Consider the following 19,916-nt stretch of genomic DNA (forward strand, 5'->3'; position numbering starts at 1 on the left):
AGGAATATTGCTGTGAGCAGCGCGGATGGGCGGGGTGAGGGTGGCGGGGAGGGTGCGCCGCCCGAGCAGCTTGCGTTGATCCGGGAGGGCGTGCGGAAGGCCAGGGAGCCCAAGGCGAAGCCGCGGACCTGGCGGGGGGCCGCGCTCGCCCAGGAGCTGCCCGTCGCACGCGTGCTCGTCGACAAGGGCGTGCTGCATCTCGATCGGTACTTCGACTACGCCGTGCCGGAAGAGCTCGACGCCGACGCTCAGCCCGGGGTGCGGGTCCGGGTCCGGTTCGGGGCCGGGCGGCATCGGGTGCGGGGCGGGCGACGCGAGGGCGGTGGCCTGATCGACGGGTTCCTCGTCGAGCGGCTCCCCGAGTCGGACTACGCAGGGCCGCTCGCCGCGCTGGCCCAGGTGGTGTCTCCCGAGCCCGTGCTCGGACCCGAGCTGCTGGGGCTCGCGCGGGCCGTCGCCGATCGGTATGCGGGGAGCCTCGCGGATGTGCTGCAGCTGGCCGTGCCGCCGCGGAACGCGCGGGCCGAGGGGAAGCCCTCGGCCGCCCCGCTGCCGGCTCCCGGAGCGCCCGAGCCCGGGTCCTGGACGCGGTACGGGCGCGGGGCCGCCTTTCTCGAATCCCTCGCGGCGGGCGGGGCGCCGCGCGCCGTGTGGAACGCGCTGCCGGGGCCCGGCTGGGCCGAGGAGATCGCCCGAGCCGTGGGCGCGACGCTCGCCTCGGGGCGCGGCGCGCTCGTCGTCGTACCGGACGGCAGGGCCGTGTCCCGGGTCGACGCCGCGCTGACCTCGGTGCTGGGGGAGGGGCGGCATGCGGTGCTCACCGCCGAGGCCGGGCCCGAGAAGCGGTATCGGGAGTGGCTGGCGGTCCGGCGTGGGTCCGTGCGGGCCGTCGTGGGGACCCGCGCCGCGATGTTCGCGCCCGTCCGGGATCTGGGGCTCGTCGTCATCTGGGACGACGGGGACGGCAGCCACAGCGAACCGCACGCGCCCCAGCCGCATGCCCGGGAAGTACTGCTGCTGCGGGCCGCCCATGACAAGTGCGCCTTTCTGCTGGGGAGTTGGGGCTGCACGGTCGAGGCCGCGCAGCTCGTCGAGAGTGGCTGGGCGCTGCCGCTGGTCGCGGAGCGGGAGCAGGTGCGGGCGACCGCGCCGCTCGTGCGGACCGTGGGGGACAGCGATCTAGCCCGGGACGAGGCCGCTCGGGCCGCGCGGCTGCCCACGCTGGCCTGGCAGGTCGTCAGGGAGGGGCTCCGGCACGGCCCCGTGCTCGTGCAGGTCCCCCGGCGGGGGTACGTGCCGCGGATGGCGTGTGCCCAATGCCGGGCGCCCGCGCGGTGTCGGCACTGCGCCGGGCCGTTGGAGGCGCAGCACGCGGGGGCGCTGCGGTGTACGTGGTGCGGGCGGGACGAGGCGGCCTGGCACTGCCCGGAATGCGGAGGGCTCCGGCTGCGGGCCCAGATCGTGGGCGCCCGGCGCACCGCCGAGGAGTTGGGGCGGGCGTTCCCGGCCGTGCCGGTGCGCACCTCCGGACGCGAACAGGTGCTCGACACGGTCTCCGCGGCGCCCGCCCTCGTCGTCAGTACGCCGGGAGCCGAACCGGTCGCCGAAGGCGGGTACGCCGCCGCGCTGCTGCTCGACGGCTGGGCCATGCTCGGGCGGCCCGATCTGCGCGCCGGCGAGGACGCGTTGCGTCGGTGGATGGCGGCGGCGGCGCTGGTACGTCCCCAGGGGGACGGAGGCACGGTGGTGGTCGTCGCCGAGCCGACCCTGCGGCCTGTGCAGGCGCTCGTACGGTGGGATCCCGTCGGGCACGCGGTGCGTGAACTCGCCGAGCGGGCCGAGCTGGGGTTTCCGCCCGTCTCGCGGATGGCGGCCGTCTCCGGTGCGCCGGAGGCGCTGGCCGCGTTCCTCGCCGCTGTCGAACTGCCCCGTGACGCCGAGGTGTTGGGGCCGGTGCCGCTGCCCGTCACCGAGGCGGGGCGGCCGCGGCGGGTCGGGGGGCCGCCCCCCGGAGAGCACTGGGAGCGCGCGCTCGTCCGGGTGCCGCCCGGGAGCGGTGCCGCGCTGGCGGCCGCGCTGAAGACCGCGCAGGCGGCGCGCATGGCGCGTGGGGGGACCGAGCCCGTACGGATTCGGATCGATCCGCCGGACATCGGCTGAGGGGGTTTTGGTGGCGCCTCGGGGAGTCTGGGGATTTGCGGGACTCGGGGCCCTTCGGGGGCAGCGGCGTGAGGTGAATCTGCCTCCCGGGCCTGTCGGCGCCGGGAGGCAGACGGGAAAGGGACGGGGAAGAGGTAGAGAGAGGTGGGGAGGAGTGGGGGAGGGGATCAGCCGTTGCGCGGGCCCGGGAACGCCGTGGGCCTGGGATCGTCGCGCAGCGCCGGGCTGTTCGCATCGCCCAGGGCGCGGCTGCCCGCCTCTCGCAGGCTGGGGTTGCCCGTCTCCCGGAGACTGGGATTGCCCGCCTCCCGGAGGGTGGGGCTGCCCGCCGTCGGCTGTGTCGGCATCGAGCGGGCCGCGGGGACAGTCGGGATGGTGGCGGGGATGCCGGTGTTGACGGCCACCGTGCGGGGGCCCGACGTCTCCGTGGCGCGCTCGGCCTCGGCGGCGGCCTGGGCGGCGGCGCGGCGGGCGCCGTAACGTCGGTGCACCGCCTGCTTGGTGACCCCGAGGGCCGAACCCACCGCGTCCCACGAGAAACCGAGTGAGCGGTCGAAGTCCACGGCGGCCGTCACCAGGGTCTCGACGCTGTCCCGCAGCTCCTGGGCGAGGCGGACGGTCGGGGCGGGGGCGCGTCCGTAGACGACGAAGCCCGTGGAGGGACCGGAGCGGCGCGGGCGGTAGACGTTGCCCAGTTGGGCGGTGAGCGTGCGCAGTGCGTCCACCTGCCGGCGGACCCGCTCGATGTCCCGCACCAGCAAGTGCAGGCTGGCCCGAGCCTGGGCGTCGTGGGTTGCGTGGTCGGCCATGAACAAGCCTCTCGAACCGGCGTTGAAAAGGATCGGGCCGCGATCGCGGCCCGTTGTGGTCAACTCTCTCTTGACCAACGCGCTTCGGGGGTGAGTGGTCACGCTGCGGGGGCGTAAGGGCATATGCACGGGGCGCGCACCTCGACGTACGCCCCTGCATCGGGGGCGTCGACGGGGTGCCGTGCCGTGGGACGCACCCGGGCGGTGGGGGTTCATCGCCGTGGGCCGCCGCCGGGCTCATAGACTGGTGTGCTGCCCCATGAACTCCCGTCCGAGAGGCCAACCGCCACCCATGAAGCTCGTCTTCGCAGGTACCCCCGAGGTCGCCGTTCCCGCTCTGGACGCCCTGATCGCCTCCGGGCGGCACGAGGTGGCCGCCGTCGTCACGCGACCCGACGCGCCGGCTGGGCGGGGGCGTCGGCTTGTCGCGAGTCCGGTCGCCGAGCGGGCGGAGGAGGCCGGGATCGAGGTGCTGAAGCCGGTGAAGCCGCGGGACGAGCAGTTCCTGGCGCGGCTCCGGGAGATCGCGCCGGACTGCTGTCCTGTCGTCGCCTACGGCGCGCTGCTGCCCCGGGTCGCCCTCGACATCCCCGTCCACGGCTGGGTCAATCTGCACTTCTCGCTGCTGCCCGCCTGGCGCGGCGCCGCGCCCGTGCAGCACGCGATCATGGCAGGCGACGAGATCACCGGTGCGTCCACCTTCCTCATCGAGGAGGGGCTCGACTCGGGGCCGGTGTACGGGACCGTCACGGAGGAGATCCGGCCCACCGACACCAGCGGGGACCTGCTCACCCGGCTCGCCTTCGCCGGGTCCGGGCTGCTCGCCGCGACGATGGACGGGATCGAGGACGGCACTCTCAAGGCGGTGCCGCAGCCTGCCGAGGGCATCAGCCTGGCGCCGAAGATCACCGTCGAGGACGCCCACATCGACTGGGCCGCCCCGGCGCTGCGCGTCGATCGCGTCGTGCGGGGCTGCACACCCGCCCCCGGTGTGTGGACCGTCTTCCGCGGCGAGCGGCTCAAGCTCATCCAGGTCGCGTCCGTGCCCGACCGCACGGACCTCACCCCGGGCGAGCTGTCCGTCGGCAAGAACAACGTGTACGTCGGGACCGGTTCGTACGCCGTCGAACTGCTCTGGGTCCAGGCCCAGGGCAAGAAGCCGATGCGCGCCGCCGACTGGGCCCGTGGCGTCCGGATCCCCTCCGGAGAGCACCTCGGCACCTGACCGACGCAGCCGCTCGGGAGCGGGCGCCCGCCCAACGGGGCGCCGTGCCCGCGAGGCCCGCGCCGGAGAGCGCCTCGGCACCTGACCGACGCTGCCGCTCGGGAGCGGGCGCCCGCCCAACGGGGCGCCGTGCCCGCGAGGCCCGCGCCCACTCAGCGCGCCGGGACGTGGTGCGGGGTCGCTGCCCAGGCCCAGGGGGCCGGGATGGTGTGCAAGGCCGTCGCCCAGGCCCAGGGGGGCCGGGATGGTGTGCAAGGCCGTCGCTCACGCCCAGAGGGCCGTCGAGGCCTGTGTGGCTGTCTGAGCCGCGGCCGAGAGGTCAGCCGTGCCCAGCGGACGGCGGGTGCAGTCGGCCCACGGGCCGACTGCCCCCCGGCACCCCGGCCCCCCCCGGCCCCCCGGCCCCCCGGCACCCCGGCACCCCAGCCCCCTCGCGAACCCGCGCAGCTCACGAGTCGCGGACCGACCCGGCCCGCGAAGCCGCCCGCGAGTCGCCGACCCACCCGCCCGCGAAGCCACCCGCGAGTCGCGCACCGATCCGACCCGCGAGGCCGCCGGTGCCGACGGGCCGACCCGACCCGGCCCGTCCGGGAAGCCCGGGCGTCGGTGGATGGCTCCGGTCCGCGAAACCCGGGCGCCCGTGGACCGACCCGGTCCGCGATGGCCCCGCCGCGCTGCGCTGGTCAGCCCGTCCTGCGACGCCCTCGCCGCGCCCCGCTGGTCGGCCCGTCCTGCGGTGCCCTCGCCGTGCTGCGCTGGTCGGCCCGTCCTGCGGTGCCCTCGCCGTGCTGCGCTGGTCGGCCCAGCCGGCGACGCCCTCGCCGTGCTGCGCTGGTCGGCCCGTCCTGCGACGCCCTCGCCGCGCCCGCTGGTCGGCCCGTCCTGCGATGCCCCCGCCGCGCCCCGCTGGTCAGCCCGGCCCGCGGCGCCCCGTAGGTCCGTCCGGTCGTACGCTTGACGGGTCGCATCATCCAGAATCCGGAGCACCTTTTTCGTGAGTGAGCAGTCTCGTCGGGCGGGTAAGCCCGGCAAGCCCTATCGACGTCCTCAGAAGGACCCGGTCCGCATGCTGGCCTTCGAGGCGTTGCGGGCCGTGGACGAGCGGGACGCGTACGCGAACCTCGTTCTGCCGCCGCTGTTGCGCAAGGCGCGGGAGAAGGGCGACTTCGACGGGCGGGACGCGGCGCTGGCGACCGAGCTGGTCTACGGGACGCTGCGCCGGCAGGGGACGTACGACGCCGTCATCGCGGCCTGTGTCGACCGGCCGCTCCGGGAAGTCGATCCGCCCGTGCTGGATGTGCTCAGCCTGGGTGCGCATCAGCTGCTCGGGACGCGGATCCCCACGCATGCCGCCGTCTCCGCCACCGTCGAGCTCGCGCGTGTCGTGCTCGGCGACGGGCGGGCCAAGTTCGTCAACGCCGTGCTGCGCAAGGTCGCGCAGCAGGATCTCGACGGATGGCTTGAGCAGGTCGCGCCGCCCTACGACGAGGACCCCGAGGACCATCTCGCCGTCGTGCACTCGCACCCGCGCTGGGTCGTCTCCGCGCTGTGGGACTCGCTGGGCGGCGGCCGTGCCGGGATCGAGGATCTGCTCGAAGCCGACAACGAGCGGCCCGAGGTGACCCTGGTGGCCCGGCCAGGCCGCTCCACCGCCGATGAGCTCCTCGACGTGCTCGGTGACGAGTCCGCGCTGCCGGGGCGCTGGTCGCCTTATGCCGTGCGGCTCACCGAGGGCGGTGAGCCGGGCGCCATCGACGCCGTACGGGAGGGGCGTGCGGGCGTTCAGGACGAGGGCAGCCAGCTGGTCGCGCTCGCCCTGGCGAACGCGCCGCTCGACGGGCCCGACAGGGCCTGGCTGGACGGCTGTGCCGGGCCCGGCGGCAAGGCAGCCATGCTGGCCGGGCTGGCCGCCGAACGCGGTGCCGTGCTGCTCGCCTCCGAGAAGCAGCCGCACCGGGCGGGGCTCGTCGCGAAGGCGCTCGCCGGGAACCCCGGGCCCTACCAGGTCATCGCCGCCGACGGAACCCGTCCCCCCTGGCGTCCCGGCACCTTCGACCGCGTGCTCATGGACGTGCCCTGCACGGGTCTGGGCGCACTGCGGCGCCGTCCCGAGGCCCGCTGGCGGCGCCGCCCCGACGACCTGGACGGCTTCGCGCCGCTCCAGCGCGGGCTGCTGCGCACGGCGCTCGACTCGGTGCGCGTCGGCGGCGTCGTCGGGTACGCGACCTGCTCTCCGCACCTCGCCGAGACCCGCGCGGTCGTCGACGACGTCCTCAAGCACTACGACGGCGGCTCCGCCGAGCTGCTCGACGCCCGCCCGCTCCTGCCGGGCGTACCGGCCCTGGGCGACGGCCCCGACGTACAGCTGTGGCCGCATCTCCACGGGACGGACGCGATGTACCTGGCGTTGATCCGGCGCACCGCGTGACCTCTCCGGTCGGGTGGGTGCTCACAACGTGTGGCCGATTCACATGGCGATCGGCCGGCGTCTGACCACGCCCCCTGTCGATGGGGCCGTTCAGCGGCTCGCTCATGACGCTGGTCGGCCGTGGCTGCCGGCCGGCGGTGCGAACCGGAACCGAGCGGCTCGATAAAGAGCTTTCTGGCAGGCAGGCTGGCACAGCCGCCCCACTCGCAACCGACACCCCCACGCACGCGTCGCACACCACATGGAACGTGAATGGCTCTTCTCGCTCATCCCGCTGACGATCGGCGTGGTCTTCCTCAGCTTCGGCGTGTACGGACTCCGTCGCGCCGGCGCGCTCCGTCGCACAGGTGTCACCGCTGAGGGGCGGATCGTCCGCCACGCTGTCAGGCGGGACAACGAAGGCACCACGTTTTACCACCCGGTCGCAGCCTGGACGACCCGGGACGGCCGTGACTGCGAGTACTCGTCCAGGTTCGGCCGCGGGTCCGTCGGAGGCGAGTTCGGCGTGGGGACCTTCGTCATGGTCCGATACGACCCGGAAGATCCCCGCCGGTTTGCGATCCAGGGCTGGGACGGAGCGGCGGTTGACCTGGTGTTCACCGTGGTGGGGTCGGTGCTCACAGCGGGCACGTCGGTCGTGTTGCTCGTCCGACTGCTCACTCTGTGACCGCGCGAGCCTGCTGTAACGCCCTGGTCCCCAGGGCGCAGATTTGACCGCGCGAGCCTGCTGTAGCGCCCTGGCCCCGGGGCGCAGATTCCCGTCCGTCATGGCCGCCCTCGTAGCCGTCTCCGGAGCCGGTCGGTGGCCCGGTATGGCGTGTCGGGGCGGTGCGCGGCATCCGCGGAACGGCCCAGGTCTGGACCGAGGCGAGCAACCGGCCCGAGGCATGGCAGTCTTGGGGCATGGCCGTGCAGATCAACCCCAGCATCCTGTCCGCCGACTTCGCCCGTCTTGCCGAGGAGGCAAAGGCGGTGGAAGGGGCCGACTGGCTCCATGTCGATGTCATGGACAACCATTTCGTCCCGAACCTCACGCTCGGTGTGCCGGTCGTAGAGTCGCTGGCCCGCGCGACGGACACGCCGCTGGACTGCCATCTGATGATCGAGGACCCCGATCGGTGGGCTCCCCAGTACGTGGAAGCGGGTGCCGGTTCCGTCACCTTCCACGTCGAGGCGGCCGCGGCACCGGTGCGGCTCGCCCGCGAGATCCGGTCCCAGGGCGCCCGCGCCTCCATGGCGCTCAAGCCCGCGACCCCCATCGAGCCGTACGAGGACCTGCTCCCCGAACTCGACATGCTGCTGATCATGACGGTCGAGCCCGGCTTCGGCGGCCAGGCGTTTCTCGACATCATGCTCCCCAAGATCCGCCGCACCCGTGAGCTGATCAGCAAGCACGGCCTCGAACTGTGGCTCCAGGTCGACGGCGGAGTGTCGGCCTCCACCATCGAGCGCTGCGCGGAGGCGGGAGCCGACGTCTTCGTCGCGGGTTCGGCGGTGTACGGGGCCTCGGACCCGGCCCAGGCGGTACGTGCATTGCGCACCCAGGCTCAGGGGGCGACGGCCCAGGCGGCATGGGCGTGCGACCACTGAGCCAAGGGAACGTGAACGCCGCCCATCAGGGCGGATCAAGTGCGCCGGATCTGCAAGGATGAACGGCGAATCCAGAGTGTGAACAGCAGTGAGGAGATCGCCGTGTCGGGTATGTCGGCGGGCCGGTCAGCCATGCGGATGGGACCCGCTGAGCTGGTGCAGGCGGCGGCCATGGCCCGCCGCTTCTACCTCGAGGGCAAGTCCAAGATCCAGATCGCGGAGGAGTTCGGCGTCAGCCGCTTCAAGGTGGCCCGGGTCCTGGAAACCGCCCTCGAACGGGATCTCGTACGCATCGAGATCCGGGTGCCGGCCGAGCTGGACGCGGAGCGCTCCGACGCGCTGCGCGCCCGCTACGGCCTCAGGCACGCCGTCGTGGTGGAGTCCCCGGCCGATGCCGAGGAGTCGCCCGACCCCGAGAACCTCGGAGAAGTGGCCGCCGACCTGCTCGGCGAGCTCGTCAACGAGGGCGATGTCCTCGGCCTCGCCTGGGGCCGCTCCACCATCCACATGGCGGCCGCCCTCGACCGGCTGCCGCCCTGCACGGTGGTGCAGCTGACGGGCGTGTACGACGCCGGGACCGCCGAGCGCGGCTCGGTCGAGGCGGTGCGGCGCGCCGCCCAGGTGTCGGGCGGGGACGCCCACCCCATCTACGCGCCGATGCTGCTGCCCGACGCGGCCACCGCGGCCGCGCTGCGCAACCAGACCGGGATCGCCCGCGCCTTCGAGTACTTCGACAAGGTGACGGTCGCCTGTGTCTCCATCGGCTCCTGGGAGCCGGGCATCTCCACGGTGCACGACATGCTCAGCGACGAGGAGCGCGCCCACTACGCCTCGCTCGGCGTCGCCGCCGAGATGTCGGCGCACCTCTTCGACACCGAGGGCCGCCGGGTCGGCCGTGACCTCGGCGAGCGCTGCATCACCGTCGAGGCCGACCGGCTGCGGCGGATCCCCGAGGTCGTCGCCATCGCGGGCGGACAGCGGAAGGCGGCCGCCATCGACGCGGTGCTGCGCTCCGGGCTCGTCACCAGCCTGGTGACCGACACCTCGGCCGCGGACTATCTGATGACGGCGGGACCGACACCCCGCCCGGCCCTCAACCGGGCGGACCCGGACGGGCCCTGAGGGCTTCATGGGGAGCGCTTCTTCTTACGGCGCGCTTCCTTCGTACGACGCGCCTTCAGGGGGCGGTCGTGTCAGCATCGACGTCATGCTGCCGCGGTCCGTCCCCCGGGTGTTCGTGGGGCTTTTCCTGTGCCTCGGAGTGCTGCTGACGGGCTGCTCGGCCACGGACACCAGTACGTCGTCGGCCGCGTCGCCGGCCGTCTCGGCCCCGTCCTGGGCCGGCGCCATGCGTACCGTCCCCGCGTCCCGGCTCCCCGCCGAGGCCCGTGCCACCCTCGCCCTCATCGACAAGGGCGGCCCCTTCCCGTACGCCAGGGACGGCGTCGTCTTCGGGAACTTCGAGCGGCTGCTGCCGCGGCAACCGCGCGGCTATTACCACGAGTACACGGTCAAAACACCCGGCGAGCGCGATCGCGGGGCCCGGCGCATTGTCACCGGGCAGGGTGGCGAGATCTACTACAGCGATGATCACTACAAGTCGTTCAGGGCGGTGCTGAGATGACTCACGGGCCCTTCGCGGACGTCTGTCGCGCGGCGGGATGGCAGGTCACCGAACTCGATCTCACCGGGGTCAGGGACAAGCGCGGCTTCATGGAGCGCTGTGCCCGCGCCCTCGACCTGCCCGACTGGTTCGGCCGGAACTGGGACGCGCTCGCGGACGTCCTGGGGGACCCGGACTTCGGGCCCGCGACTCCGGGCAGACTGCTCGTGGTGACCGGCTGGCGGCCCTACGCCCTGGGACGGCCCGACGAGTGGGAGATCGCCCAGGAGGTGCTGGCGGCGGCCGCCGGGCACTACCAGGAGCACGACGCGACCCTGTCCGTGGTCCTTTCCCTTGGAGGATCCGACCAACTGCCCTCCGACCAGCCTGGATGATCTGTCCGGGCACCGCATACCGGCCGACATGGGACAATGAAGTACGTGCTCTTCCCCCTGGCAGACCTGTCCGGGGGCCACCTCTGAACGACTGGGATGTGCAGCACGTGCGTTTCCTCAACGACATCCAGCCCCCGTACGACCTGACGTACGACGACGTCTTCATGGTGCCCAGCCGCTCCGCGGTGGGCTCGCGTCAGGGCGTGGACCTCAGCTCTCCGGACGGCACGGGCACCACCATCCCGCTCGTCGTCGCCAACATGACCGCCATCGCGGGCCGCAGGATGGCCGAGACCGTCGCCCGCCGCGGTGGCCTCGTGGTCATCCCGCAGGACATCCCGATCGAGGTCATCACCGAGGTCATCTCCTGGGTCAAGGGACGCCACCTGGTGCTCGACACCCCGATCGTCCTGGCCCCCCACCAGACCGTCGCCGACGCGCTGGCGCTGCTGAACAAGCGCGCCCACAACGCGGGCGTCGTCGTGGACGAGGACGGCCGCCCGGTCGGCGTGGTCACCGACACCGACCTGACCGGCGTGGACCGCTTCACACAGCTGTCCGAGGTCATGTCCCGGGACCTGCTGCTGCTCGACGCGGACATCGACCCGCGCGACGCGTTCAACAAGCTCGACCACGCCAACCGCCGCTACGCCCCCGCGGTGGACGCGAACGGCAAGCTCGCCGGCATCCTGACCCGCAAGGGCGCCCTGCGCGCCACGCTCTACACCCCCGCCACCGACGCGGACGGCAAGCTGCGCATCGCCGCCGCCGTGGGCATCAACGGCGACGTCGCGGGCAAGGCCAAGCAGCTCCTCGACGCGGGCGTCGACACGCTCGTCATCGACACGGCGCACGGTCACCAGGAGTCGATGATCAGCGCGGTCAGGACCGTGCGGGCGCTCGACCCTCAGGTGCCGATCGTCGCGGGCAACATCGTCGCCGCCGAGGGTGTGAAGGACCTCATCGAGGCGGGCGCGGACATCATCAAGGTCGGCGTCGGCCCCGGCGCCATGTGCACCACCCGGATGATGACCGGCGTCGGCCGGCCGCAGTTCTCTGCCGTCATGGAGTGTGCCGCCGAGGCGAAGAAGTACGGCAAGCACGTGTGGGCCGACGGCGGTGTCCGTCACCCGCGCGACGTCGCCATGGCGCTGGCCGCGGGTGCGTCCAACGTCATGATCGGCTCCTGGTTCGCCGGTACCTACGAGTCCCCGGGCGACCTCCAGCAGGACGCGAACGGGCGGCTCTACAAGGAGTCCTTCGGCATGGCGTCCGCGCGCGCGGTGCGCAACCGCACCAGCGAGGAGTCGGCGTACGACCGCGCCCGCAAGGCGCTGTTCGAGGAGGGCATCTCCACCTCGCGCATGTTCCTCGACCCGACCCGTCCGGGCGTCGAGGACCTGATCGACTCGATCATCGCGGGCGTCCGTTCGTCCTGCACCTACGCGGGCGCCAACTCCCTGGCGGAGTTCGCCGAGAACGCGATCGTCGGCATCCAGAGCGCGGCCGGCTACGCCGAGGGCAAGCCGCTGCACGCCAGCTGGAGCTGACGCGCTCTCCCGGCTCCTACGGCCCCCTCCTGACGTACGGCCCCTGTTCCCGCCGCCGGGAAAAGGGGCCGTACGTGCGTGCGGCGCTCGCTGGGCTCGGCCGGGCGAGTCAGCCTTCTTGACGTCACCCGGCCCGACGCGGTCGTCCGCAAGGCGGCGTACGGGCGGCGGGGCGGATGGGGTTCGACGAGGGGCCGCGCCGAGGCGCGGGGGATCGCGGGGGAACCCGACGAGGGCTGAACCCACCGTAACGCGGGCTCCGTGCCGGTCGGTTGGCGCCGAAGGCGGCGGTGCTGCGGTCAAGTCGGCTACGTATGGCGGCAGTTGAACGGTATGGGTGGGTCCGCCGGGTGCCGCGTTCGCGTGGCACCGTCCAGGGTGGCCCTCAACTCGCGCTGCGGCGCTGGGGAGTTCAAGCGCCGTCGTGCCGTCGTGCGGCCGCCATGACGCACCCCGTAGGAGCGCGGCGGCCCGTACGCGCCGTGCGCCCCGCCCGGCATCCCGGTCACGCACCTCCGCCCCCGGAGCGGGGTGGCACGAGGCCTCTCGGAAGGGATGCTTCCACCGCCCACGCCACGCGGGAAAAGGGCCCTGAAAGGAGCCTCGCGCAACCATCGAAAGGCTCCGCGCAACGAACATGCGCCGAGCTGCGATGAACGCAACGATCTTGCGGATATGCGCAAGGTTGCTGCATTACGCCCGTGAAGGCCGGGCTCATAGGGTCAAGCGCTGTACATAGGCGTGGCGGGGACCCCGCTCGGTGGGTTCCTGCTCGCAGGGGTGCCGCCGGTTCCCGCCGTCCCGAACCCGGCAGCGATGAAGGAGCCAGCGCGTGCTCGACCAAGGCGCACCCCCGCAGTCCCGCACCACATCCGCCCCACCGTCCCCTGGGGTCGGCGCGCGTCTCATGCGCCGCAAGCCTGTGGAACGCCTGGTCGCCGAGGGTGGCCAGGGCGAGGGAGGCACCCTGCGGCGCTCCCTCGGCCTCTGGCAGCTGACCATGATCAGCATCGGTGCCACGCTCGGCACCGGCATCTTCGTCGTCCTCGGCGAGGCCGTTCCCAAGGCCGGGCCCGCGGTCACCCTGTCCTTCGTGATCGCCGGTCTCACGGCGCTCTTCTCCGCCCTCTCGTACGCCGAGCTGGCGGGCACCATCCCGGTCTCCGGCTCCTCGTACTCGTATGCGTACGCAACGCTCGGCGAGCTGATCGCCTGGATCTGCGGCTGGTGTCTGGTCCTGGAGTACGGCGTCTCGGTCGCCGCCGTCGCGGTCGGCTGGGGCGAGTACCTCAACGAGCTGCTCGACGGGACCATCGGCGTCACCATCCCGGACGCGCTCTCCGCGCCGCCCGGCGACGGCGGCATCTTCAACCTGCCCGCACTGATCGTCGTGCTGCTCGCCATGGCCTTCCTGCTCGGTGGCGCGAAGGAGTCCGCACGCGCCAACACGATCATGGTGTGTGTGAAGATCGCCGCGCTGGTGCTGTTCTGCGCGATCGGCATCCAGGGCTTCCGCTCCGGCAACTACGAGCACTTCATGCCGCTCGGCATGGCGGGCGTCAGCGCCGCCGGTGCCACGCTCTTCTTCTCCTACATCGGCTTCGACGCCGCCTCCACCGCCGGTGAGGAGGCCAAGAACGCGCAGCGGGACCTGCCGCGCGCGATCATGCTCTCGCTGGTCATCGTGACGGCGCTGTACGTCGTGGTCGCGGCCGTCGCCGTGGGCGCGAAGCCCTGGCAGCGGTTCAACGACTCGGAGGCCGCGCTCGCCGCGATCATGAAGGACGTCACCGGTCAGACCTTCTGGGGCACGCTGCTGGCCGCCTGCGCCGTCATCGCCATCGCGAGTGTCGTCCTGACCGTGCTGTACGGCCAGACGCGCATCCTCTTCGCGATGTCCCGTGACGGCCTGGTGCCCAAGGTCTTCGCGCGGGTCGATCCGAAGAGCGGCTCCCCCCGCGCCAACACGGTGATCGTCTCGCTGTTCTGCGGTGTGCTCGCCGCCGCGATCCCGCTCGGCCAGCTCGCCGACGCCACCAGCATCGGTACGCTCTTCGCCTTCGCGCTGGTCAATGTCGCCGTCGTGGTGTTGCGCCGGACGCGCCCGGAGATGCGGCGCACTTTCCGGGTCCCGCTGTCGCCGGTGCTGCCCGCGATCGGCTTCGCCCTGTGCGTGTGGATGATGGGCAGCCTCTCCGCCGTCACCTGGGTGGTCTTCGGGGTCTGGATGGCCGTCGGGCTCGTGTTCTACTTCAGTTACGGCTATCGCCGGTCCCGTATGGCGACCGCGACGGCAGAGACATCCGGAGAACCCCTCGCAGGACCCCGCGCAGAAAAGTGAACCATCCGCAGTGCTGAACGATCTCGACGAACGCATCGTGCACGCCCTCGCCGAGGACGCCCGCCGTTCCTACGCCGACATCGGCCAACTGGTCGGCCTGTCCGCGCCGGCCGTGAAGCGCCGGGTGGACCGGTTGCGGGCGACCGGCGCCATCACCGGATTCACCGTGCGGGTGGACCCGGCGGCGCTCGGATGGGAGACCGAGGGGTTCGTCGAGATCTACTGCCGTCGCAACACCTCGCCGGAGACGATCCAGCGGGGTCTCGAGCGGTATCAGGAGGTCGTGGCCGCCTCCACCGTCACCGGGGAGGCGGATGCGGTCGTACAGGTATTCGCCTCGGACATGCGGCACTTCGAGCGGGTGCTCGAGCGGATCGCGGGGGAGCCGTTCGTGGAACGGACGAAGTCGGTGCTCGTCCTCTCGCCGCTCCTGCGGAGGTTTTCGTCCGGGTCGCCCACGTAGGCGGCTCTGGGATTCCTTCGCGGCCGCCGACTGTATGTGGCTGGTCGCGACCGTACCGCGGAGCCGCTCGGCGGCACAGCCTCGCGCCCCTTGGGGCGCTCCCGCTCACTCCGCCGTCTTGCGGGACAGCGCGTTGTTCCCGATCGAGTTGTGCACGCTGAAGCTCACGGCGTCCGAGCGGTAGCGGTCGTCCGACCACTCCACCGGGCGGCCCTCACGGGTGGTGGTGACCCGCCGGACCCGGAGCAGCGGGCTGGTGCGGCGGACCTCCAGCAGGTCGGCGTCCTGGGCGCCCGCCGCCACCGCGTCGATGACGTGCTCGCCGTACGCGAAGACCAGGCCGGTGTCCTCGAAGAGCCGCTGGGTGACCGAGGGGCACTCCGGCTCGATGGCCTCGACGGCGGGGGAGATCCAGTCCGCGTACACGGTCCGCTCCAGCAGGACCGGCTCGCCGTCCAGGCCGCGGACGCGCAGGACGTGCAACACCGGGGTTCTTTCGCGCAGTTGGAGTCGTACGGTGTCCTCCGCCGTCGCCGGACGGTACTCCTGTTCCACCACGTGACCCGTCGCCTCGCGGCCCATCGCGCGGGCCCACTGGGCGAAGCTGCGCAGTTCGGCGAAGCTCTGACTGCGGCGGCTGGCCAGGATCACCCGGCGCGCGCCCTGGCGCGAGCCGATCAGCCCCTCCGTGGTCAAAGCGGCGACGGCCTGGCGGACGGTGCCGCGCGAGACGCCGTAGTGCGCCGCGAGATCCGTCTCCGCGGGCAGCAGACTGCCGACCGTGTACTCCTCGCGGTCGATCGCCCGCCGCAGCTCGTCGGCGATCTCCTCGTGTCGCGCCGGCATGCTTCCCCTCTGATTCGACCACTGTGCACAGCGTGACCAGCCTAATCGAGAGCCGACGGCGATCGGCGCGAGCCGGAATTGTGCAGGGAATCGCGGGTCACGGTTTCGCCAATGTTTACGAATACGACACCATCGGCGGGCCTACTGGGGCCAACTTGTTCAGACAAGTTCTCCGTCCCGCCACACCCTCGTGCGTACTCCTGGAGAGACCGTGACCGTGTTCCTGCCGAGGACCGCCGTCCTCACCGGCGGCCTCGCCGTCGCCGCCGCGCTCGCCCTCAGCGCCTGTGGCGCCGCCCCCGACGACAAGGCGACCACCGCCAACGGCAAGAGCGCGGCCACCGCGACCTCGGCCGCGGACTTCGGCGGCCTCGACGCCCTGGCCAAGGCCGCCAAGAAGGAAGGCACGCTGCACGCCATCGCGCTGCCCCGCGACTGGGCCAACTACGGCGCCCTGATCGACGGCTTCACCAAGAAGTACGGCATCAAGGTCGACGTCGAGAACCCGGACGGCTCCAGCCAGGACGAGATCAACGCCGTGACGTCGCGGAAGGGCCAGTCCCGCACTCCGGACGTCCTCGACCTCGGCAGCTCCTTCGCGCTGAGCGCCGCCCAGCAGGGGCTGCTCGCGCCGTACAAGGTGGCCGGATTCGGCGACATCCCGGAGGGGCAGAAGGACCCGCAGGGCCGCTGGTTCAACGACTACGGCGGCTACATCTCCATCGGCTGCGACGCCAAGAAGGTCAAGGAGTGTCCGACGACCTTCAAGGACCTGCTCAAGCCGGAGTACAAGGGCCAGGTCGCGCTCAACGGCAACCCCACCAAGTCCGGTTCGGCCTTCGGCGGCGTCTACGCGGCCTCCCTCGCGAGCGGCGGTTCCTTCGACGACATCCAGCCCGGCCTCGACTTCTTCGCCAAGCTGAAGAAGAACGGCAACTACACGCCCGTCGAGTCGACCCCGGCCACCGTCGAGAAGGGCGAGACGCCGATCAGCATCGACTGGGACTACCTGAACGCCGGTTACGCCGACGAGTTCAAGTCCAAGGGCGTCGACTGGAAGGTCACCGTCCCGGCCGACGGTCAGTTCTCCCAGTACTACTCCCAGGCCATCAACAAGGACGCCCCGCACCCGGCGGCGGCCCGCCTGTGGCAGGAGTACCTCTACAGCGCCGAGGGCCAGAACCTCTGGCTCAAGGGGTACGCCCGCCCGGCCCTGATGACCGCGATGGAGAAGGCCGGCACGCTCGACAAGACCGCCGCCGCCAAGCTCCCCGCGGTCTCGGGCACGCCGAGCTTCCCGACCGAGGCCCAGCAGAGCAAGGCCAAGGGCGTCCTCGCCCAGGGCTGGGGCAAGGCCGTCTCCGGATGACCAGCGTCCTCACCGAGGCCCCGGCCGACGTGGCGCCCGCCGCTGCTTCACCGCAGCGGCGGCGCCGCCGCGCCCCCGGCTGGCTCGCCGTCGTCCCGCTGCTCGCCTTCGTGGCCGTCGCCTTCGGGATCCCCGCCCTCGCCATGCTGAACGGCGCCTTCACCGTCAAGGACCCGGCGACCGGCGCCACTTCGTACACCACGGCCAATCTGACCGGCTCGCTGAAGGGCGCGTACCTCACCGCCCTGATCGGCAGCGTCAAGCTCTCCGCCGTCTCCGCCGGCATCGCGACCGTCCTCGGACTGCCGCTCGCCCAGGTGGTGGTGACCTCCCGCTTCCGCGCGCTGCGCGAGGCCGTGCTCACCGCGTCCGGCGTCCTCGCCAACTTCGGTGGCGTCCCCCTGGCGTTCGCCTTCGTCGCCACCCTCGGAAACTCCGGTGTCCTCACCCAGCACCTGGGACTGAAGGACGCCGGCTGGAACCTCTACAGCTTCTGGGGTCTGGTCATCGTCTACCTGTACTTCCTGATCCCGCTGATGGTCCTCACCATCACGCCCGCCCTGGAGGGCCTGCGCTCCCAGTGGCGCGAGGCCGCGCAGAACAACGGCGCCACCGGGGTCCAGTACTGGCGGCACGTCGCCCTCCCCGTCCTCGCGCCCTCGCTGCTCGGCGGGCTCGTGCTGCTCTTCGGCAGCTCCTTCGCCGCGTACGCCACCGCGGCGGCCATGGTGGGCAGCGCGGTCCCGCTGGTCACCCTGCAGATCGCCGACGCCATCTCCGGCAACGTGCTGGTCGGCCAGGAGAACGTGGCGCTCGCCCTCAGCCTCGACATGGTCCTCATCGCGGGCCTGGTCATGGCCGTGTACCTGCCCCTGCAACGACGGAGTGCGCGATGGCTCGCCTGAACCTGTGGCGCTGGGTCGTCCTCGGCTGCGCCGCGCTGTACTTCCTGGTCCCGCTCGCCGCGTCCGTGATCTTCACGGTCGACGTGCCCGGCCAGGGCGTCACGTTCGATGCGTACAGCCAGATCGTCTCCACCGACGGCTTCGTCTCCAGCCTGCTGCTCTCGCTGGAACTCGCCGCCGCCACCATCGCCGTGGTGCTGCTGCTGATGGTGCCCGCGATGGTCGCCCTGCGGCTGAGCGCGCCCAAACTGCGGCCGGTGGTCGAGGTGGTCTGCTCGCTGCCCCTGGTCGTCCCGCCGATCGCGTTCGTCGCCGGAATCGCCACCGTGCTGAAGTGGGGCCCCGAACACCTCTCGCGCACCCCCCTGTTCCAGACGTTCGTGGCCATCCAGAACCCCGACTTCCCGTTCGTGCTCGTCCTCGCCTACGTCGTGATGGCGCTGCCGTTCGTGTACCGGGCGCTGGACGCGGGGCTGCGCGCCGTCGACGTACGCACCCTCGTCGAGGCCGCCCGCAGCTGCGGCGCGGGCTGGCCGCAGGCGCTGGTCCGGGTCGTCCTGCCCAATCTGCGCGGCGCGCTGCTCAACGCCTCCTTCCTCACACTCGCCCTGGTCCTCGGCGAGTTCACCGTCGCCCAGCTGCTGGGCTTCCAGCCGTTCGCCGTGTGGATCTACAGCGTCGGCGGCTCGCAGGCCCAGCTCTCCGTCGCCGTCTCCGTGCTCAGCCTGCTCGTCACCTGGGCACTGCTCCTCTCGCTCGCCGGGCTCGGCGGGCGCTCCCGTACCGCTCCCCGGGGATGAACACATGACCGTCACCACGCTCGAGAAGGCCACTGACGCCAAGGCCGCCACCGTTGAATTCCGGGGACTGCGCCGGGAGTTCGGCCCGACCGTCGCCCTCGACGGGCTGGACCTGACCGTCCGGCCCGGCGAACTGCTGGCCCTGCTCGGCCCGTCCGGCTGCGGCAAGACCACCGCGCTGCGCATGCTCGCCGGGTTCGAACACCCCGACTCCGGCGAGGTGCTGGTCGACGGCGAGGACGTCACGCGCGTCCCGGCGCACCGCCGCGACGCCGGGATGGTCTTCCAGTCCTACAGCCTCTTCCCGCACCTCAGCGCCCTCGACAACGTCGCCTTCGGACTGCGGATGCGCAAGGTGCGGACGGCCGAACGGCGCTCCCGGGCCGCCGAGTTGCTCGACCTCGTGGGACTGGCAGACAAGGGCGAGCGCTTCCCGCACCAGCTCTCCGGCGGCCAGCAGCAGCGCATCGCGCTCGCTCGCGCCCTCGCCCTGCGGCCGCGCGTACTGCTCCTCGACGAACCGCTCTCCGCGCTCGACGCCAAGGTGCGGCTCACCCTCCGCGAGGAGATCCGCCGCCTCCAGCAGGAACTCGGCATCACCACCCTGTTCGTGACGCACGATCAGGAGGAGGCGCTGTCCATGGCGGACCGGGTCGCGGTCATGCGGGCCGGACGGCTCGAACAGTGCGCCGCTCCCGCCGAGTTGTACGGGCGGCCCGCCACCGCCTTCGTCGCCGAGTTCGTCGGCACGATGAGCCGGATTCCAGGACAACTGGACTCCGATGTGGTCGAGGTGCTCGGTCAGCGGCTGCCGGTGGACGGCGACGCGCCCGCCGTGAGGGAGGTGGATGTGCTCGTACGGCCCGAGGCGGTGCGGGTGCGTTCGGACGACGCCGGTGACGCGCGCGTCGTGGCCACCGCGTTCCTCGGGGCGGCGACCCGGGTCACCGTACGGCTCCCCGACGGCACCGAGGTCAAGGCCGACCTGCCCACACACGAGGCCGCGACGCTCGGATCGGGTGCCGCCGTGACGGTGAGCCTGCCGGAGCGGCCGGTGCTGGTTGCCGAGCGCGTGAGCTGACCCTCGCCGTCGGGCGCGTGAGCTGACCTTCGCCGTCGGGCGCGTGAGCCGGCCCTTGCCGTCGGGCGCCTGCGCTGACCCGCCGTCGAGCGCGTGAACGGGCCCCCGCCGTCGACGCCGTGGCCGGCTCCTGCTGTCGGGCACATGGGCCGGCCCGGGCGGTCGAGCGCGTGCGCTGCCCTGTGCCGAGCGTGCGAGCCGACCTCTGCCGAGCGTGCGCGTCGACCTCCGCCAAGCGTGCGTGCCGACCCGCGCCGTCGAGCGCGTGCGCTGCCCTCAGCCGGGCGTGCGCACCGGCCCCGCGGTCGAGCGCGTGCGCTTGCCCCCAGCCGAGCGTGCGCACCGGCCCCT

Annotated in this window: 18 protein-coding genes; 16 read left to right on the top strand and 2 right to left on the bottom strand. The window is 72.4% G+C overall.

The window, feature by feature from the left end:
* Positions 1 to 12: 12 nt before the first annotated feature.
* Positions 13 to 2,160: a primosomal protein N' gene (locus tag ACFVXA_RS25500; protein WP_390026884.1), complete on the top strand. Its 2,148-nt coding sequence runs from the start codon at positions 13 to 15 to the stop codon at positions 2,158 to 2,160.
* 167 nt (positions 2,161 to 2,327) lie between these two features.
* On the opposite strand, the gene ACFVXA_RS25505 is transcribed toward ACFVXA_RS25500, so the two are convergent.
* Positions 2,328 to 2,969, bottom strand: a complete 642-nt coding sequence (locus ACFVXA_RS25505; protein ID WP_383741535.1) for a hypothetical protein — start codon at positions 2,967 to 2,969, stop codon at positions 2,328 to 2,330.
* A gap of 292 nt (positions 2,970 to 3,261) precedes the next feature.
* On the opposite strand from ACFVXA_RS25505, the gene fmt reads away from it, so the two are divergent.
* The 11 genes from fmt (at position 3,262) to ACFVXA_RS25560 (ending at position 14,564) form a co-directional block, all read left to right on the top strand.
* Positions 3,262 to 4,194: a methionyl-tRNA formyltransferase gene (gene fmt, locus ACFVXA_RS25510; protein WP_362033837.1), complete on the top strand. Its 933-nt coding sequence runs from the start codon at positions 3,262 to 3,264 to the stop codon at positions 4,192 to 4,194.
* A 994-nt stretch (positions 4,195 to 5,188) separates the two neighbouring features.
* Complete coding sequence (locus ACFVXA_RS25515; RefSeq protein ID WP_390026829.1) at positions 5,189 to 6,622, top strand: RsmB/NOP family class I SAM-dependent RNA methyltransferase; 1,434 nt, start codon at positions 5,189 to 5,191, stop codon at positions 6,620 to 6,622.
* A gap of 241 nt (positions 6,623 to 6,863) precedes the next feature.
* Positions 6,864 to 7,289, top strand: coding sequence for a DUF3592 domain-containing protein (locus ACFVXA_RS25520; RefSeq protein WP_383741539.1), 426 nt, complete (start codon positions 6,864 to 6,866; stop codon positions 7,287 to 7,289).
* Positions 7,290 to 7,525: 236 nt separating this feature from the next.
* On the top strand, positions 7,526 to 8,212 hold the full coding sequence (gene rpe / locus ACFVXA_RS25525; RefSeq protein WP_384020513.1) for a ribulose-phosphate 3-epimerase: 687 nt from the start codon (positions 7,526 to 7,528) through the stop codon (positions 8,210 to 8,212).
* Between the two features lie 78 nt (positions 8,213 to 8,290).
* Positions 8,291 to 9,334 (top strand): sugar-binding domain-containing protein, encoded by a 1,044-nt coding sequence (locus tag ACFVXA_RS25530; RefSeq protein ID WP_362025758.1) that lies wholly within the window; start codon positions 8,291 to 8,293, stop codon positions 9,332 to 9,334.
* A gap of 85 nt (positions 9,335 to 9,419) precedes the next feature.
* Positions 9,420 to 9,836, top strand: coding sequence for a ribonuclease domain-containing protein (locus tag ACFVXA_RS25535; protein WP_384020516.1), 417 nt, complete (start codon positions 9,420 to 9,422; stop codon positions 9,834 to 9,836).
* Positions 9,833 to 10,210 carry a barstar family protein gene (locus ACFVXA_RS25540; protein ID WP_362025764.1) on the top strand — a complete coding sequence of 126 codons (378 nt, stop codon included), beginning with the start codon at positions 9,833 to 9,835 and terminating at the stop codon, positions 10,208 to 10,210. Before ACFVXA_RS25535 ends, ACFVXA_RS25540 begins: the two co-directional genes overlap by 4 nt.
* Before the next feature lie 107 nt (positions 10,211 to 10,317).
* Positions 10,318 to 11,760 (top strand): GuaB1 family IMP dehydrogenase-related protein, encoded by a 1,443-nt coding sequence (locus ACFVXA_RS25545; RefSeq protein ID WP_362026041.1) that lies wholly within the window; start codon positions 10,318 to 10,320, stop codon positions 11,758 to 11,760.
* A 78-nt stretch (positions 11,761 to 11,838) separates the two neighbouring features.
* Positions 11,839 to 12,000 (top strand): hypothetical protein, encoded by a 162-nt coding sequence (locus ACFVXA_RS25550; RefSeq protein ID WP_390026831.1) that lies wholly within the window; start codon positions 11,839 to 11,841, stop codon positions 11,998 to 12,000.
* Positions 12,001 to 12,592: 592 nt separating this feature from the next.
* Entirely contained in the window at positions 12,593 to 14,101 is a 1,509-nt protein-coding gene (locus ACFVXA_RS25555; RefSeq protein ID WP_384020519.1) for an amino acid permease, read from the top strand.
* 10 nt (positions 14,102 to 14,111) lie between these two features.
* On the top strand, positions 14,112 to 14,564 hold the full coding sequence (locus ACFVXA_RS25560) for an Lrp/AsnC family transcriptional regulator (protein ID WP_015661832.1): 453 nt from the start codon (positions 14,112 to 14,114) through the stop codon (positions 14,562 to 14,564).
* Positions 14,565 to 14,669: 105 nt separating this feature from the next.
* Here ACFVXA_RS25560 and ACFVXA_RS25565 read toward each other — a convergent pair whose 3' ends face one another.
* Complete coding sequence (locus ACFVXA_RS25565) at positions 14,670 to 15,410, bottom strand: GntR family transcriptional regulator (RefSeq protein ID WP_389746918.1); 741 nt, start codon at positions 15,408 to 15,410, stop codon at positions 14,670 to 14,672.
* A 211-nt stretch (positions 15,411 to 15,621) separates the two neighbouring features.
* Between ACFVXA_RS25565 and ACFVXA_RS25570 the strand changes: the two genes are divergently transcribed.
* The 4 genes from ACFVXA_RS25570 to ACFVXA_RS25585 are packed head-to-tail and all read left to right on the top strand — an operon-like array spanning position 15,622 to position 19,565.
* Positions 15,622 to 16,779, top strand: coding sequence for an extracellular solute-binding protein (locus ACFVXA_RS25570; protein WP_362025774.1), 1,158 nt, complete (start codon positions 15,622 to 15,624; stop codon positions 16,777 to 16,779).
* The gene (locus ACFVXA_RS25575; protein ID WP_362025777.1) at positions 16,776 to 17,684 is read left to right on the top strand and encodes an ABC transporter permease subunit; all 909 of its coding nucleotides are present in this window, start codon (positions 16,776 to 16,778) and stop codon (positions 17,682 to 17,684) included. The genes ACFVXA_RS25570 and ACFVXA_RS25575 overlap by 4 nt, the downstream gene beginning before the upstream one ends.
* Positions 17,672 to 18,484, top strand: a complete 813-nt coding sequence (locus ACFVXA_RS25580) for an ABC transporter permease (RefSeq protein WP_383741550.1) — start codon at positions 17,672 to 17,674, stop codon at positions 18,482 to 18,484. Before ACFVXA_RS25575 ends, ACFVXA_RS25580 begins: the two co-directional genes overlap by 13 nt.
* A 4-nt stretch (positions 18,485 to 18,488) precedes the next feature.
* Positions 18,489 to 19,565: an ABC transporter ATP-binding protein gene (locus ACFVXA_RS25585; RefSeq protein ID WP_383741553.1), complete on the top strand. Its 1,077-nt coding sequence runs from the start codon at positions 18,489 to 18,491 to the stop codon at positions 19,563 to 19,565.
* Positions 19,566 to 19,916: the final 351 nt, after the last annotated feature.

Origin of the sequence: Streptomyces sp. NPDC058246, from assembly GCF_042881985.1 — a bacterium.
GTDB lineage: Bacteria > Actinomycetota > Actinomycetes > Streptomycetales > Streptomycetaceae > Streptomyces.

Bases quoted from the DNA above. Each gene is read 5' to 3' on its own strand.
- ACFVXA_RS25505 (WP_383741535.1), bottom strand. From the start codon at position 2,969: ATGGCCGACCACGCAACCCACGACGCCCAGGCTCGGGCCAGCCTGCAC.
- fmt (WP_362033837.1), top strand. From the start codon at position 3,262: ATGAAGCTCGTCTTCGCAGGTACCCCCGAGGTCGCCGTTCCCGCTCTG.
- ACFVXA_RS25520 (WP_383741539.1), top strand. From the start codon at position 6,864: ATGGAACGTGAATGGCTCTTCTCGCTCATCCCGCTGACGATCGGCGTG.
- rpe (WP_384020513.1), top strand. From the start codon at position 7,526: ATGGCCGTGCAGATCAACCCCAGCATCCTGTCCGCCGACTTCGCCCGT.
- ACFVXA_RS25535 (WP_384020516.1), top strand. From the start codon at position 9,420: ATGCTGCCGCGGTCCGTCCCCCGGGTGTTCGTGGGGCTTTTCCTGTGC.
- ACFVXA_RS25540 (WP_362025764.1), top strand. From the start codon at position 9,833: ATGACTCACGGGCCCTTCGCGGACGTCTGTCGCGCGGCGGGATGGCAG.
- ACFVXA_RS25565 (WP_389746918.1), bottom strand. From the start codon at position 15,410: ATGCCGGCGCGACACGAGGAGATCGCCGACGAGCTGCGGCGGGCGATC.
- ACFVXA_RS25575 (WP_362025777.1), top strand. From the start codon at position 16,776: ATGACCAGCGTCCTCACCGAGGCCCCGGCCGACGTGGCGCCCGCCGCT.
- ACFVXA_RS25580 (WP_383741550.1), top strand. From the start codon at position 17,672: ATGGCTCGCCTGAACCTGTGGCGCTGGGTCGTCCTCGGCTGCGCCGCG.
- ACFVXA_RS25585 (WP_383741553.1), top strand. From the start codon at position 18,489: ATGACCGTCACCACGCTCGAGAAGGCCACTGACGCCAAGGCCGCCACC.